Below are 14,577 nucleotides of genomic sequence, written 5' to 3'. Positions count from 1 at the left end.
TTAACAAAAATCAGACAGACACACTACGCCTCGTCAGCTTTTTAACAGTAGCGTTGTCGCGGCATAGCAGAACATGGGACAATTTGCCTATCTGTTTAATTGCACTGGATTTTGCGTCATGGCTCTAATCATTACTGATGAATGTATCAATTGCGACGTTTGCGAACCTGAGTGCCCGAATAGTGCTATCAGCCAAGGCGACGAGATCTATGTAATTGATCCAAACCTCTGCACCGAATGCGTAGGGCACTACGATGAACCACAATGCCAGCAAGTATGCCCTGTTGACTGTATTCCACTTGATCCTGAACACAAGGAAACCAAAGAAGAGCTACATAAAAAGTACCTCATCATCAGTGCTTAAACATCTGTAAGTAGAGAGGCAAAACTGCTCCAGCAAAGCGCTCCCACCATGGTGTAGCATGCTGAAAAACCTTTGTCTCATTACTCGCGAAGCGAGTTACGCTGGCTTTTAATCAACGCTACTTATACTGCGCTACTGACTGGTTTTACCCTGCAAAGCGCTTTTCCTTCGTAACAAATCCAATCCACGAGAATAATAATGAACCATCGCATTCTTTTTGTTGAAGATGATGCAGAACTGGCGGAGCTGGTTGGAAGTTTTTTACGCTCGTTTGAATTTACTGTTGAAGTATTACCCGATGGCAGCGGCCTCATTGAAGCGGTGCGTAATAATCCACCATCGCTGGTCTTGCTCGATATTATGTTGCCAGGCAAAGATGGCCTAACGCTATGCCGTGAAATCCGCGAATTTTGGACTGGCCCAGTGATTTTACTCACTTCGCTTAATAGCGATATGAATCAGATTCTAGGCTTTGAAATCGGCGCGACCGACTACGTGGTTAAAACCACACCGCCCTCGGTGTTGCTGGCCCGAATTCGTGCCCATCTACGCAAAACGGCCAGCGGCACGCCGCTTGTATCCAGCCCAGCACCTGCGGCCGATCGCTCTACGCTAAATTTTGGCCAGCTTTTGGTTGATTTACGCAACCGCACCGCCAGTTATCGCGGCGAAGCGCTAGGCTTATCCACGGGTGATTTTGATTTACTGTGGGCATTAGCCAGCCAAGCCGGCGATATTTTATCGCGCGATCACTTATTAAAAGTATTACGCGGCATTGAGTACGACGGAATGGATCGCAGCATCGATGTGGCGATCTCACGCCTGCGCAAAAAGCTGGATGATGATCCACATGAGCCACGCAAAATAAAAACCATCCGCCATAAAGGTTATTTATTTGCCACGGACATCTGGTGGCAAGAGTAAGCGAGCGTCGGGAATCAAAATTACTGCATAGCTCACAAAAAATCACGAATAGGCCTAGCCAAAAAGCTAAGCTCGCTCTACAAAAACTATAAGTTATCGCGTCTTTAAAGTCTGTTGGCGCTGAATTCACGGCTCAGCGTAATTGTGAATACAGCGTCAACAAACCGTAGTGATTTTTACGGGCAAAAAATAGTTTTACCTCATATCTACCTACTAACAAATAACAGTCTCCCGATCCCCATCCCCAACAAGCGGTCCCCTATGCGCCAACTCTTTCTACGCTTTTATCTTACCGTGGTGGTCTGTTTTTTGGCGTCATCCTTTGTGATTGATGAGCTCTATCAAAATCTATTTGAAAGCAGTAATCAACATTATCTATCGGATATTTTCAAAACCACCATCAGCGTGATCGAGTCCACCCTTGGCGATTTACCCCCTTCAATTTGGCATGATGAAGTTAAGCGCCTTAAAAACAAACTGCCTCTACCAGTAGAAATTGAAACACTCAACGCCTACACGCTCAGCAAAAGTAATCAGCAGGCACTGATCAATGGCGACATTATTTTCCTAGAAAATCAGGACGTTTATTTACACCGCATCCCCCATACCGAGCTGATGGTGGTACTGGGGCCGGTGCCTTATTTGCAGCGGCTGGACAATTTTTCTTGGCCTGACATGGTGGCGCTGTTACTCATGTGTGCAGCGCTTGGATTGCCTACTTGGCTGTGGATGCGCCCGCTTTGGCGAGATTTACAACATATGGCACGGCAAAGCCGCCAACTGGGCGAAGGGGATTTCAGTGTTCGGGTAACCCTTAATGAAAGCTCAACGCTGAATTCGCTCGGCGTCACCTTTAATCGCATGGCCCACGATGTAGAAGAACTCACGGCCAGCCGCAAGGCGCTGATTGATGCGGTGTCACATGATTTGCGCACCCCCTTAGCTAGGCTGCGTTATCGTTTAGAAGCCATAAAAAGCGGAGCGTCTACCAGCGAGCAAATTATTGCCATTGAGCGCGATCTAGGCCAAATCGACGAGTTAATCGAAGAATGGCTCACCATGTCGACTTTAGATAAGCCCCAACTCAATTTAGAAACCCAGCCCATAGAAATTCTGCCGTGGCTACGGCGACAAATCAGCGAGTTTAGTAGCCAAAGCTCCATTACCCCCGAGCTTATCAATCTACTACCAGGCCAAACACCTTATTTGGAAGCAGATAGTCATTACCTAACCCGTGCCTTAGCTAATTTAATGAGCAACTCTCGGCGCTATGGCGGCACTCAAATTGCACTAACGGTGCAATGGGAAAACGGCAGGGCGCAAATACATATTGATGATAATGGCCAAGGGATTCCAGAATCTGAGCGCCAACGCCTGCTGCAACCCTTTGAGCGTTTAGAAGTCAGCCGTAATCGCCAAACCGGCGGCTTTGGGCTTGGCCTCGCCATCGTTTCAATGATTATGCGCGGGCACGGGGGATCGGCAGCAATTAGCGATGCACCATTAGGCGGCGCACGCGTTACCCTGAGTTGGCCAACGCCATTAAAAGATGCGGGTCGCTCCGTGCTATAGGCAACCGTGGTAACTACGCTCATCGCCTACCTTTATCGTAGCCAACGTACATAGCGTTACAGACTGCTACCAAGTGCTTATCGAACTTCGGCAAGGAAGTGTTGATAATCCATCCCATAGCATGACCAACCCAATAAATCATTCAGGATCTAAATCAAATGAACAAGCTTCTTGCCGTATTGCTCGCTACAGTTTTCGTTTCAGCTACTTCATTCGCTGCTGACGCATCGACAGCTTCTACTGTTAAAACAGTTAAAGTTGAAAAGCACGCTAAGAAAGCTGCTCCAGCAGCTTCTACAGTACAAAAAGCTCAATCTAAGAAAGCTGCTGCTTCTGCTGCTTCTACAGTACAAAAAGCTCAATCTAAAAAAGTAGCTGCTTCTGCTGCTTCTACAGTACAAAAAGCTCAAGCTAAAAAAGTAGCTGCTTCTGCTGCTTCTACAGTACAAAAAGCTCAAGCTAAGAAAGCTGCTGCTTCTGCTGCTTCTACAGTACAAAAAGCTCAATCTAAAAAAGTAGCTGCTTCTACTGCTTCTACAGTACAAAAAGCTCAAGCTAAAAAAGTAGCTGCTTCTGCTGCTTCTACAGTACAAAAAGCTCAAGCTAAAAAAGTAGCTGCTTCTGCTGCTTCTACAGTACAAAAAGCTCAAGCTAAGAAAGTAGCTGCTTCTGCTGCTTCTACAGTACAAAAAGCTCAAGCTAAGAAAGCTGCTGCTTCTGCTGCTTCTACAGTACAAAAAGCTCAAGCTAAGAAAGCTGCTGCTTCTGCTGCTTCTACAGTACAAAAAGCTCAAGCTAAAAAGCACGCATCTGCTGCTTCTGCCGCTTCTGCTGCTAAGTAATATCAAACGCTGTATCAAAAACGGGGACCTCGCGGTCCCCGTTTTTGTTGTTTTAAAAGAACGATTTGCATAAGTGAATGAACTAAACGTCATCAACTTATCCTAATCATTCTTCACCCTCTTTTTGTGCATACATTTTGCAGCCCAAAGCCGCAATATTTAGCACGATCAAAACTTATAAATAAGATATGAAATACGCCATCCTTCTTCTTGCCCTCAGCTCCAGCGTTTTTGCCCAAACCAGTAAAGAAAACAAAATTTTGTTTTTTGGCCAGGATGATAGGGTATTTATTGCCGCCCCTTATGCTCCGCCATTTGCAGCGATTGGCCAGCTAGAAACGGTGGCAGCAAGTACCTGTACCGCCACGCTAGTCGCGCCTGATTTAGCCATTACTGCCGCACATTGTTTCTTAATGGATGCAAAAAAGCTGGATGCAGGACGCTGGTTTAAAGCGGGCTTTCATAAAGGTGAGTATCAGGCGCGCTATCAAGTAGTCGGGCAATATTTTCACCCTAGCTTTAAAAAGGGCTTGGTTTATAAAGGGGATGACGTTTACATCCAAGACTCCGCTGCCGCCTACGATATCGCTTGGTTGAAGCTAAAATTAGTTGATGGCAAAGCGCCAGAGCCGCTACCGCTATTTAACGGCAAAAAAGACCAATTAAAAGCTGTTATTGCCAGCGCAAAATCACGAGCAACACAGGCGGGCTTTGCCGAAGACCACGATACAGAGCTAACAGCGCATAAAGACTGCAAAATTACCCGCTTACGCCCAAACAATACGATTTATCATCGCTGCGATACGCTTGCTGGTGACTCAGGCTCGCCAATCTGGCTAAATACGAGCAGCGGCCCGCAGATTATTGCGGTACAAAGCTCTGCACCAGACTGGTTTAATCGTAAAAAAGCCGATAATGTCGGTGTAACAGTCTTGCAACTACCGCCTAAACCCTGATAATTGCAGCTTAAGAGGCCCAAAGGTAGAAAAATGGATATCAAAGCTTATATGCAGCAAGTGGGCCGCCAAGCCCGTGCAGCCAGCAGACTGATGGCAAAAGCGGACACGCAGACCAAAAATCAGGCATTAAATGCAATTGCCGATGCCCTGCTGCGCGACGCGGATACGCTGCTCGCCGCAAATAAGCGCGATATGGATCAAGCACATGAGCTAGAGCCAGCCATGCTGGATCGCCTACTGATCACATCCCAAACAATTGAAAGCATGGCCGATGGCCTGCGTCAGATAGCCAGCCTGCCAGACCCAGTAGGTGAGATGGGTGATTTCAAATTTCGCCCATCCGGCATTCAGCTCGGCAAAATGCGTGTGCCTTTAGGTGTGATTGGCATTATTTACGAAGCCCGCCCCAATGTCACCGCAGACGCAGCTGGCCTTTGTATTAAATCTGGCAACGCCACCATTTTACGTGGCGGCCGCGAAGCCTTTTATTGCAACCAAGCCATTGCACTCTGTGTAAGCGAAGGGCTAAAAATTGCAGGCCTACCCGCCACCGCCGTACAAATTATTGAAACACCCGATCGCGCCGCCGTGGGCGAGCTGATTACCATGAGCGAGTTTGTGGATGTGATTGTGCCGCGTGGCGGCAAAAGCCTGACCGCCAGAATTGCCGCAGACGCCAGAGTACCGGTCATCAAGCACTTGGATGGCATTTGCCACGTTTATATCGACGATGAAGCAGATCCAGTAAAAGCGATTGCCATTAGCGATAACGCAAAAACGCATCGTTACGGTACGTGCAACACCATGGAAACACTGCTAGTGCACGAAACGGTTGCCGAGCTGATATTGCCACCGCTGGCCGATATCTACGCCGCCAAAGGCGTGGAGCTGCGTGGCTGCACCAAAACCCTAGCCGTGCTGCCGCATATTAATGCCGCCACAGAAGAAGACTGGGCCACTGAATACTTGGCCCCAATTCTGGCAATCAAAATTGTCAGCGATTTAGATGAAGCGATTGAGCATATCAATAGCTGGGGCAGCCATCATACCGATGCAATTGTCACCGAAAACTACACAAAATCACGGCAGTTTTTGCGTGAAGTAGATTCGTCCAGCGTGATGATTAATGCCTCTACCCGCTTTGCTGATGGCTTTGAATATGGTTTAGGTGCAGAAATTGGCATCTCTACCGATAAAATCCATGCCCGTGGCCCCGTTGGGCTTAATGGTTTAACCAGCGAAAAATGGATTGTATTTGGCAACGGCGAAATCCGTAGCTAATGCAGGCACTAGGGATTTATGGTGGCACATTTAACCCTGTGCATTTTGGGCATCTGGCACTCGCCCGCTCTCTGCGAGATACCTTTGCCTTAAGCGAAGTACGCTTGATTCCAACTGGCGTACCACCACACCGAACCTCCCCCCAAGCCACGCCCACCCAGCGTTTGGAATGGCTCAACCTTGCTTTAGCCACTGAGCAAAACCTGCTGAGTGACGATAGGGAAGTAAGGGGGAAGGGTGTCAGCTATACCTTTGATACCCTGACAGAGATACAACAGGAACAACCGCATAGCCTATTAGTCTGGCTGATAGGTGGCGATTCATTTGCCCATCTGCCAAGCTGGTATCGATGGCAAGAACTGTTAGAACTAGGGCATATGGTCGTGGCCAACCGCCCCGGATTTAGTCAATTTCCTGAAGTCATAAGCAGTGAATTGGCCAAACGATATGAACCAGCGTCCCCAGAGACCTTGGCTCGGGGTAAAATCAGCGTTTTACCTCTCCCGCTGATGTCGGTCTCTTCCACGCAACTGCGTGAGAAACTTGCACGCGGTGAAGATATAAGCGAACTTAGCCCAATTGCAGCAACCTTGCAGCAGTCGGGCGTTTATTCTAGAAACATCTAGAACTGCCTTACAGTTTTAAATCTATTACTTTGGAAACAGATAACAATGGCAATGAACGAATACACAATGCAGATGCGTGCAATAGCAATGACTGCACTAGAAGACATCAAGGGTAAAGATATTGTTGACCTTGATACCACTGAGCTCACCGATCTATTTGACTGCATGATTGTTTGTACGGGCGACTCAAACCGCCAAGTTCGAGCGCTTGCTAACAATGTTGCCGTTGATTTGAAATCAAAAGGCTATGACATCATGAGCACTGAAGGCCATGAATCAGGCGAATGGGTATTAGTTGATGCAGGCTCATTAGTGGTACACGTGATGTTACCGCCAGTGCGTGATTACTACGACCTAGAACAACTTTGGGGTGGCCAAAAACCAACATTCAGCCCATTGGGTAAGCCTTGGAGTGCAGTGTAATCGCATTTTTCTTGCGGCTGCGATAAGAAAGGGAGGCTCTAACCACCGTTAGAGCGCCTCCTACCATCAAAGCAAGGACTCGCCCTAATGAGTATTTTATTGCTCTGGCGTTACTACCGTGTTGCTCTGCGAACATTCGCAATTGGGCTTGGGATTACGGTTGGCTTGCAAATTTGGCTCAATATTCAGCACAAGCATTACGCACAAACCCAGCTCAATCAGCTCGCTCTCAGCTACGCAGAACGCGTTCAATATCAGTTAGAAGAAGAAAACCACATTCTACAAGGCTTACAAAGCGCCTTCATTGCCAATACCAATCTTACGAATCAAGCCTTCACACAAATTTTAAAGCAACAAAATATTCAAGGGCACTTCCCTAATTTTGTTTCTATTCAGTTTATTCGCGAAATTCAATCTATAAATTTAGAAAGCTATACCCGCTCCCGCCAATTAGAAAATCCTAGTTTTACGGTAAAAACCACCAGCCCTCGCCCTGTATATCAAATTATTGACTTTCTTTATCCAGATGGCCCAAATACGCATGAACAAATTGGCTTGGATATCAGCGACCAAACGCTCAATCTAATTGCAATTGAATATTCTCGTGATCAGGGTAGAGCCGTCACTTCGGCGATTGCCCCCCTAAAAAATGCTGAAAAATCACCGCTAGGCTTTATTATAAATCTACCAATTTATATGCCCAATAAAGGCGCTACAAATCAAATAGAGCGGCGGGCGGCATTTATAGGCTCAATTAATGCAGTTTTATCCATAGAAAATATCATTAATTGGCTAGGCAAAGATCTTAATAAAAATGTTCGAATACAGCTACAAGACACAGGATCGACCTCTGGCCTAATTGAAGCAAAAAAAATATCTATTTTTTATCCCAAGCCAGGTCAATTACAGCCCCAAGCATTTAATGAGCTCAGTGCTCACGCGCTTATTCAATTTCCTGGCCGCCAATGGAGCGTTCGCCTATTTGCTCACCAAAGCGCATTTCCACAACAAAATATATTTAAATATTTAATTTGGGTCTTAGGCCTTATTTTATCTACCGCTTTTGCCGTTTTACTGCAACGCCAGCGTAATAGTCATGAATCTGCATTAGATTTAGCCGAGCAGATCACCCAAGATTTACGTAAACACGAACAACACTTCCAACAAATGGCACAATTAGCGGAGCAATCACGGGATCTCATTATTAGCCGTGATCTGCAAGGTAATATCGTCTATGCCAATCAAGCAGCGCGGATTTATTTTTCTGATCACTCCCCTATTTTATTAGGCCAAAACAAGCCACTTTTACTTTCTGCGGAACTAGCAATCAATTCAATCCCAATTCGGCAAGAATGTCAGCATCGTAATGCGGATGGCGAATTACACTATTTCGAACTCACCCTATTCCCACTTTATAATCAAGAAGGGCTGCATGAAGGCTCGGCCATGTTTGCGCATGATATTAGCCAGCATAAAGAGCTATTAGTCGAGTTGCAAAATAGCCGTGAGCGTTTTACTAGCTTGCTAGAGCTGGCAACAGATTGGTATTGGGAACAGGATACACACTTTCGTTTTACACAAATTTCTGCTGGTTTTTTTAAAACTCACCCCATAGATCGATCATTACTACTTGGCCGCTGCCGCTGGGAAATGGGTGATGATCAATTATCTACAGAAAATTGGCGAGCACACAAAGCTCAATTAGATGCACAGCAAAATTTTTATAATTTTATTTATACCCTAAACGTCAATGAGCACCGGATTATTATCTGCAGCTCGGGGCAAGCCTATTTTAATGAGAAAAATGAATTTTTAGGCTATCGAGGCATAAGCAAGGAGATCGCTAGCAATAATGAGCATGCCGCGCTGCAAGAGCAAATTGCCTCAATATTAAACAGCATGGCCGATGGCGTAATTGCAGTGGCTTTAAATGGAGAGGTGGAATATATGAATCCAGCCGCAATTCATTTACTTAATTGCCGTACTACGGCCGTCCTTGGCAAGCATATTGACCGTATTTATCGTGTGATTTCTTTAGAAGAACACAGCCCATTAGTTTCACTCATCCACCTTACACTCAGTGCCATAGAAACATCCCCTCCTCCAAGAGAGGTCTTACTATTAAGCACACACCGACAATCCATGCCCATTAAAGAATCGGTGATTCATTTAAAAAACAGCAAGGGCACGCTGGTTGGCCTAGCCTTAATCTTTAGGCATTTAAAAACTTAAATAACGCACCACGCCTTAGGCTGGTAAGGTCACACTGACAAGCAGGCCCCCATCGGGATGATTAAATAGCTCCAACACACCACCGTGTGCCTGCACAATATTCTGTGCAATCCCCAAGCCCAGCCCCATGCCCTGCTGATTACTGCTTCTGCCGTGCTCTAAACGCACATAGGGCTGAAACAGGGTAGCGAGTGCCTCAGCAGGCACACCCGGGCCATCATCATGAATACTGATACACACGCCACCTTCTACTTGCCTTGCCGCAATCCTAGCCACCTTGCCATAAAACAAAGCGTTATCTAGTAAATTAACTAAGGCTCGGCGTAAGGCCAAGGGCTTGCCCATCACTTTCAGCCCACAGGCCTGATATTCCACATAGTGGCCAGCCAAAGAGGCATCTCTGACCATGCGCCCAAGCAATTGATCCAAGGCCAGCTCAGTGTGATTTTCATGAATATCCGTGTCTTTAACGCTTTGCAAAGCGCCTTTAACCATCATATCCAGCTCATCCAAATCCTCATGAAAGGCTTGGCTAAGCTCCTCATCGTCGAGTAATTCGGCACGTAATTTAAGCCGAGTAATAGGGGTGCGTAAATCGTGAGAGATAGAGGCAAATAGCCGCTCTCTATCCTCTAAATAACGGGCAATCCGCTCTCGCATAGCGGTAAAAGCCCTTGCTGTACGAATAAACTCTCGGCTGCCCGACTCAGGCAGCGGCGGCGATTCCCCCTTACCAAACGCCACGGCCGCATCGGATAAAGCCGCCAGTGGTAAAGTAATCCAGCGCACCACCAAGATGGACATCAGCAGCACGGTGGCCAGCGTTAAGCCTTGTAGCAGTAATCGATCTAAAGGAAGTGGATTGCCATTATCTAAGAAATAAGGATCGGGCATTAAAGTGGCCAAATACAGCCAGCCACCTGGCTCAATCTCGGCCTGAATCACCAAGATAGGCGCGGGACGAGGCTTAATTAATAAGGTGTGTTGCACCCATTCTTCCGGCAAATCTGCCACCGTGATGCCTTCATCCGATACCACTAGCCCATCCGGCATGGCAAAGCCGATGCGAGTATCGGATAGCCGAGGCAAATCATCGCTCAAGGTTTGGCGCACTTTTTCTAGCACGGTTTTAGACAGTAGCGATTCGGGGATTTCTTGGATGGCAACAGGGGCGCGGTTCACGCCCACAAAAAACCGCGTGCCGCCCATATCGCGTAATTGCTCGATCAAAATAGGGCGGTAATTAGGCGGCAAGCTCTGAAAAAACCGCACCGCACTGGCCGCCGCCGAGCCAATATGCTGCGCCGCCACACTCACCTCCCGCGCGGTCTTGGTTTTAAGCTGATTCGCCCAAAGCCAATTGCCAATCAGCATGGTAGTCAGCACCCCAAGCACCATCACCAAAGACAAACGCCCAAGCAAAGAGGGAGGTAAGAATCTAAAACGCATGCTGTTCCTATGGAGAGAGCCAAACCAAAACCTTGAAACACGCAGTAAAAGGAGAGCTCAGAGCACCACGGAGAAAAACAAAAGAGTCACACTAAAGGAGCTCTCCGTGTAAGTCCGTGTTTCAAGATTTGGGTGGTATTACTGTGCTGCTAGCTGTCACTTCTGCCGAAAACACATAGCCCGCACCTCTCACGGTTTTGATCAGCTCTGGCTGCTTGCCATCGTCGTGCAGTCTTTGCCGCAGTCGGCTAATTTGCACATCCAGCGATCTATCCAAGGGCCCCACATCGCGGCCACGGGTTTGCTCGGCTAAGATATTACGATCCAAAATTTGCCCCGAATGCTCGGCAAAGTATTTAAGCAACTGAAAATCTAAGCCGGTCAGCACCACTAAAGCCCCACTAGGATCAATCAAATTGCGCTCTACGGTATCTAGGCAAAAGCCTAAAAAGTGGTAATAGCGCGGCGTTACCGAGCTATCAATGCCACTACGCCGATGAATCGCCTTAATCCGCGCCAGCAATTCTCTGGGGTTATAGGGCTTGGCAATATAATCATCAGCGCCCAGCTCTAGGCCAACGATCCGATCCGTTTCATCCGAATTAGCGGTCAGCATAATAATCGCCACATTCGATTGCCGCCGCACCGCTTGGCAAAGCGCAAAACCATCGGTATCCGGCAGCATCACATCTAGAATCACCAAGCTCAGCTCGCTCTGATAGCGCTCAAATTCAGCCAGAAAGCTTGCCCCGTCATGCGCCAGATACACTTCGTACTGGTTTTTTTCTAGGTAAGCTTTTAATAAAGTACGGGTTTTTTGATCGTCATCGACCACTAAAATTTTACGGCTCATAGCTGGCCTTTATGGTTGTAATTGACTACTTATGCATTTATTTTCGTGTCTTTAGTGGATAAAAAATCGTGTTATTCTCAGCATTCCTTTTCAGCCTATGGCTCTTTTTCTTCTGCACCTAGGGCTCGTACGATGCCGGCCATGCGGCGCTGGGCTTCGCTGACTGGCATTTGGCTATCGCTAAAAAAACGGTGTACTTGCGCTACAATCGCGTCTTTTAAAGCTTCATCTGATGCCATTCGATGTGTCAGGCTAGGCGCTTGCACCGTGCTGCCTTTAGCAAAGGTTTGCCAAGAGGATCGGGCGCAGCTATCCATTAAGCGAACATTAGCATCGCGCCGCACCGGCACCGACCCTTTGATTCGGTTGTAATTGGCCTGCACCGCTGGGGTAAGCAATAATTGGGCGAGCTTTTCTTGGCCCGCTTGCTTCATATAATTACCCGCAAACATCACCAGCGTATCGATGCTATAGAGGTGCATCTCATTGGTACCGGGTACGGGCACACAGCTAAAGGCCTCATCGGTGAGTTGGCCAGAAGCGTTTAATTCTCCCTTTACCCAATCGCCCATAATCAGCATCGCGGCTTCATCTTTTGCCAGCATCTTTGCCATCTGTGTCCACGTTTTTTCAGTGAGCGGATCAGGCATATAGCGGCGCAAAGCGCGTAGCCGCTCTAAGGCGCGGCCTAAACGCGGGTCAAAAAAAGCATTGGCGCGGCGGCGCACAAATAAATCTCGATAATAAGCAGGGCCGCCCTCGCTTAGCACCAGCGCTTCAAAAAGGGTGGCCACCTGCCAAGGCTCGCTGCTTTGCGCTAATGGAATAAATCCCGCGCGTTTAATTTTTTCTGCGGCGCGCTCAAACTCTGGCCAGCTTTGCGGAGCCGCCAGCCCAAGCTGCTTAAAAATCTTACGATTGTAAAACAAGGTATTAATGCGATGAATACCCAGCGGTGCAGCAATCACATGCCCCCGTAAGCGGATCGAAGCATAGGGAGCAGGCCAGATCGACTTGGCCCAGCCACCTTGCTTTGCCACCTCATCCAGCTCTAATAACAAGCCTAAATCGCCCCACTCGGCAATCGCAGGGCCAATGAGTTGGGCGGCTTGTGGCGCTTTATCTGATAACACACGGCTTTTTAAAACCTTCATGGCCCCAAGACCAGATCCCCCCGGAACGGCGGCGTCTTTCCACTCCCAAGACTCTTTGCTTAATCGCTCCACCAATATATCCGCTGCTCGCCTCTCTGAAACAGAAGTCCACCAATGCAATACCTCTAGGCTTTCTGCATGGGCATTCATAGCCAGCAGTAAGCAGATAGATATCAACATTTTGTAGAATTCAATCACCAGAATCTCTTTCAGGTTAGATGTGCGCAGCGGACTATAACGTAAGCAATCATGCTGATTTGTAAAAAAATGTTGCATGCAATATTGAATTGATCTTACTTAGAAATACAGTAAAGCGAACATCAGGGCGACTTTAATAAGCATGCTCGCAACAAGCTACGTAAAGAAATGTAACGCCCCATCTATCACCAAAAACAAAATATTGTTTTATATCAAATAGTTACAATAAAAACAACAGCCAAAAAATGCCATTTGGTGTCACATTTTCAAGGGTGCTATTGTCATTTCGCCGCGCACAAAGCGTATAAATAACAGCTACTGCGGCCAACCCTGAGGAGAGTCACTACATGAACACATTTGCTCGAAGCGCCATCATGGCCGCATTACTTGCTGCAGGCACTGCCCAAGCAGGCACATTAACCATTGAATCTTGGCGCGTAGATGATAAAGCACTGTGGGAAGAAGTTTTGCTTCCTGCTTTCAATAAAAAATTCCCAGCGATTCAAGTCAAGTTTGCCCCAACCACCCCTACTGAATATGACTCTAGCCTAACAGCGCGTCTGGCCGGTGGCACTGCGGGTGATCTGATTACTTGCCGCCCGTTTGATGTGTCGCTCGCCAATTACAAAAAAGGCAGCTTAGATAAGCTCGACGGCAAGGCAGGCATGGAAAGCTTTCCTGCTTCAGCCAAAGTAGCGTGGCAAACCGATGATGGTAAAGATGCATTTTGCATGCCGATGGCGTCTGTGATTCATGGCTTTTTCTACAATAAAAAGATTTTCAAAGAATTAGGCCTTAACCCACCCAAAACCACCGATGAATTCTTAAAGGTGAACGAAGCTATTAAAAAAGGTGGTAAATACACCCCTATCGCCCTAGGCACGGCAGATCAGTGGGAATCTAATCAAATTGTCTTTACCAGCGTAGGCGCGCCTTACTGGAAGGGCGAAGTAGGCCGCAAGGCACTGATCTCTGGCAAATCTAAATTCACTGATCCGCAATTTGTAGCGGCTTGGGATGCAATGAGCAAATGGGCTCCATACCTATCGAAAGGCGCATCGGCACAAACTTATGCTGACAGCCAAAATCTATTTGCCATGGGTAAAGCCGCCATCTACCCAACCGGCTCATGGGACATCGCTTACTTTAATAAAGAAGCCGGTTTTGAGTTTGGCGCATTCCCACCACCTGTACCTAAGGCTGGCGACAAGTGCGAGATCTCTGACCATACCGATATCGGCATGGGCGTAAACAGCAAGTCTAAGAACAAAGAAGACGCTTATAAATTTTTGTCTTGGCTGGCTTCGCAAGAATTTGCGGATCTTTACACCAATAAAGTAACCGGCTTCTTTAGCCTGTCTAACCACCTGATCACGGTGAAAGACCCAGTGGCTAAGCAAATGCTGGAATGGCGTAAGAGCTGCGGCTCAACCATTCGCCTCAACGCACAAGTACTCAACCGTGGCGAGCCTTCGATGGAAAACCAGCTGTGGAACGTAAACAGCCAAGTATTGAACGGCAAACTCGCACCAAAAGAAGCCGCAGCCCAAGTGCAAGCTGGCTTTGCTAAATGGTACAAACCACAACAGAAATAATGCTGTAGGGGCACGGCATGCCGTGCCCACGCAATACCCGCAGAGCCACAATATTTTTGTTCTTCCTCTTCACACTCGACTGTGAATCTTGGTCGGCGGCGACAT

The 14,577-nt window shown here is 47.4% G+C and carries 13 protein-coding genes; 10 read left to right on the top strand and 3 right to left on the bottom strand.

All coding sequences use genetic code 11. The annotated features are described in order from the left end of the window. Window positions 1-118: 118 nt before the first annotated feature. The 9 genes from R6242_RS03005 to R6242_RS02965 all read left to right on the top strand — a co-directional run bounded on the left by R6242_RS03005 (window position 119) and on the right by R6242_RS02965 (window position 9,223). A complete protein-coding gene (locus R6242_RS03005) occupies window positions 119-364 on the top strand; it encodes a YfhL family 4Fe-4S dicluster ferredoxin (RefSeq protein ID WP_293935090.1) in 246 nt (81 codons plus the stop codon). Between the two features lie 198 nt (window positions 365-562). Then, complete coding sequence (locus tag R6242_RS03000; protein WP_293935088.1) at window positions 563-1,288, top strand: winged helix-turn-helix domain-containing protein; 726 nt, start codon at window positions 563-565, stop codon at window positions 1,286-1,288. 261 nt (window positions 1,289-1,549) lie between these two features. Then, window positions 1,550-2,860: an ATP-binding protein gene (locus R6242_RS02995; protein ID WP_293935086.1), complete on the top strand. Its 1,311-nt coding sequence runs from the start codon at window positions 1,550-1,552 to the stop codon at window positions 2,858-2,860. A 158-nt stretch (window positions 2,861-3,018) separates the two neighbouring features. Next, window positions 3,019-3,702, top strand: coding sequence for a hypothetical protein (locus R6242_RS02990; RefSeq protein ID WP_318423520.1), 684 nt, complete (start codon window positions 3,019-3,021; stop codon window positions 3,700-3,702). 188 nt (window positions 3,703-3,890) lie between these two features. Beyond that, entirely contained in the window at window positions 3,891-4,658 is a 768-nt protein-coding gene (locus R6242_RS02985; RefSeq protein WP_293935081.1) for a trypsin-like serine peptidase, read from the top strand. A 33-nt stretch (window positions 4,659-4,691) separates the two neighbouring features. Next, window positions 4,692-5,942 carry a glutamate-5-semialdehyde dehydrogenase gene (locus tag R6242_RS02980; RefSeq protein ID WP_318423516.1) on the top strand — a complete coding sequence of 417 codons (1,251 nt, stop codon included), beginning with the start codon at window positions 4,692-4,694 and terminating at the stop codon, window positions 5,940-5,942. Then, window positions 5,942-6,568 (top strand): nicotinate-nucleotide adenylyltransferase, encoded by a 627-nt coding sequence (gene nadD, locus R6242_RS02975; protein ID WP_318423514.1) that lies wholly within the window; start codon window positions 5,942-5,944, stop codon window positions 6,566-6,568. Before R6242_RS02980 ends, nadD begins: the two co-directional genes overlap by 1 nt. A 51-nt stretch (window positions 6,569-6,619) precedes the next feature. Then, on the top strand, window positions 6,620-6,991 hold the full coding sequence (gene rsfS / locus R6242_RS02970; RefSeq protein ID WP_318423512.1) for a ribosome silencing factor: 372 nt from the start codon (window positions 6,620-6,622) through the stop codon (window positions 6,989-6,991). An 87-nt stretch (window positions 6,992-7,078) separates the two neighbouring features. Next, the gene (locus tag R6242_RS02965; RefSeq protein ID WP_318423511.1) at window positions 7,079-9,223 is read left to right on the top strand and encodes a CHASE domain-containing protein; all 2,145 of its coding nucleotides are present in this window, start codon (window positions 7,079-7,081) and stop codon (window positions 9,221-9,223) included. Window positions 9,224-9,238: 15 nt separating this feature from the next. On the opposite strand, the gene R6242_RS02960 is transcribed toward R6242_RS02965, so the two are convergent. The 3 genes from R6242_RS02960 to R6242_RS02950 form a co-directional block, all read right to left on the bottom strand. Then, the gene (locus R6242_RS02960; RefSeq protein WP_293935067.1) at window positions 9,239-10,672 is read right to left on the bottom strand and encodes an ATP-binding protein; all 1,434 of its coding nucleotides are present in this window, start codon (window positions 10,670-10,672) and stop codon (window positions 9,239-9,241) included. Between the two features lie 121 nt (window positions 10,673-10,793). Further along, window positions 10,794-11,525: a response regulator transcription factor gene (locus R6242_RS02955; RefSeq protein ID WP_318423508.1), complete on the bottom strand. Its 732-nt coding sequence runs from the start codon at window positions 11,523-11,525 to the stop codon at window positions 10,794-10,796. 95 nt (window positions 11,526-11,620) lie between these two features. Further along, window positions 11,621-12,859, bottom strand: coding sequence for an ABC transporter substrate-binding protein (locus R6242_RS02950; protein ID WP_318423506.1), 1,239 nt, complete (start codon window positions 12,857-12,859; stop codon window positions 11,621-11,623). A gap of 365 nt (window positions 12,860-13,224) precedes the next feature. Between R6242_RS02950 and R6242_RS02945 the strand changes: the two genes are divergently transcribed. Then, on the top strand, window positions 13,225-14,472 hold the full coding sequence (locus R6242_RS02945) for an ABC transporter substrate-binding protein (protein ID WP_293935059.1): 1,248 nt from the start codon (window positions 13,225-13,227) through the stop codon (window positions 14,470-14,472). The last annotated feature ends 105 nt before the right edge of the window (window positions 14,473-14,577 follow it).

The sequence above is a fragment of the Iodobacter sp. CM08 genome, assembly GCF_033446605.1.
GTDB lineage: Bacteria > Pseudomonadota > Gammaproteobacteria > Burkholderiales > Chitinibacteraceae > Iodobacter.
This window is presented reverse-complemented; position numbering and strand designations above follow the sequence as displayed.

What these genes read in the sequence shown, in the direction of transcription:
- R6242_RS02955 (WP_318423508.1), bottom strand. Translation starts at nt 11,525, where the DNA reads ATGAGCCGTAAAATTTTAGTGGTCGATGACGATCAAAAAACCCGTACT.
- R6242_RS02985 (WP_293935081.1), top strand. Translation starts at nt 3,891, where the DNA reads ATGAAATACGCCATCCTTCTTCTTGCCCTCAGCTCCAGCGTTTTTGCC.
- nadD (WP_318423514.1), top strand. Translation starts at nt 5,942, where the DNA reads ATGCAGGCACTAGGGATTTATGGTGGCACATTTAACCCTGTGCATTTT.
- R6242_RS03005 (WP_293935090.1), top strand. Translation starts at nt 119, where the DNA reads ATGGCTCTAATCATTACTGATGAATGTATCAATTGCGACGTTTGCGAA.
- R6242_RS02950 (WP_318423506.1), bottom strand. Translation starts at nt 12,859, where the DNA reads ATGTTGATATCTATCTGCTTACTGCTGGCTATGAATGCCCATGCAGAA.
- R6242_RS03000 (WP_293935088.1), top strand. Translation starts at nt 563, where the DNA reads ATGAACCATCGCATTCTTTTTGTTGAAGATGATGCAGAACTGGCGGAG.
- R6242_RS02980 (WP_318423516.1), top strand. Translation starts at nt 4,692, where the DNA reads ATGGATATCAAAGCTTATATGCAGCAAGTGGGCCGCCAAGCCCGTGCA.
- rsfS (WP_318423512.1), top strand. Translation starts at nt 6,620, where the DNA reads ATGAACGAATACACAATGCAGATGCGTGCAATAGCAATGACTGCACTA.
- R6242_RS02965 (WP_318423511.1), top strand. Translation starts at nt 7,079, where the DNA reads ATGAGTATTTTATTGCTCTGGCGTTACTACCGTGTTGCTCTGCGAACA.
- R6242_RS02995 (WP_293935086.1), top strand. Translation starts at nt 1,550, where the DNA reads ATGCGCCAACTCTTTCTACGCTTTTATCTTACCGTGGTGGTCTGTTTT.
- R6242_RS02945 (WP_293935059.1), top strand. Translation starts at nt 13,225, where the DNA reads ATGAACACATTTGCTCGAAGCGCCATCATGGCCGCATTACTTGCTGCA.
- R6242_RS02990 (WP_318423520.1), top strand. Translation starts at nt 3,019, where the DNA reads ATGAACAAGCTTCTTGCCGTATTGCTCGCTACAGTTTTCGTTTCAGCT.
- R6242_RS02960 (WP_293935067.1), bottom strand. Translation starts at nt 10,672, where the DNA reads ATGCGTTTTAGATTCTTACCTCCCTCTTTGCTTGGGCGTTTGTCTTTG.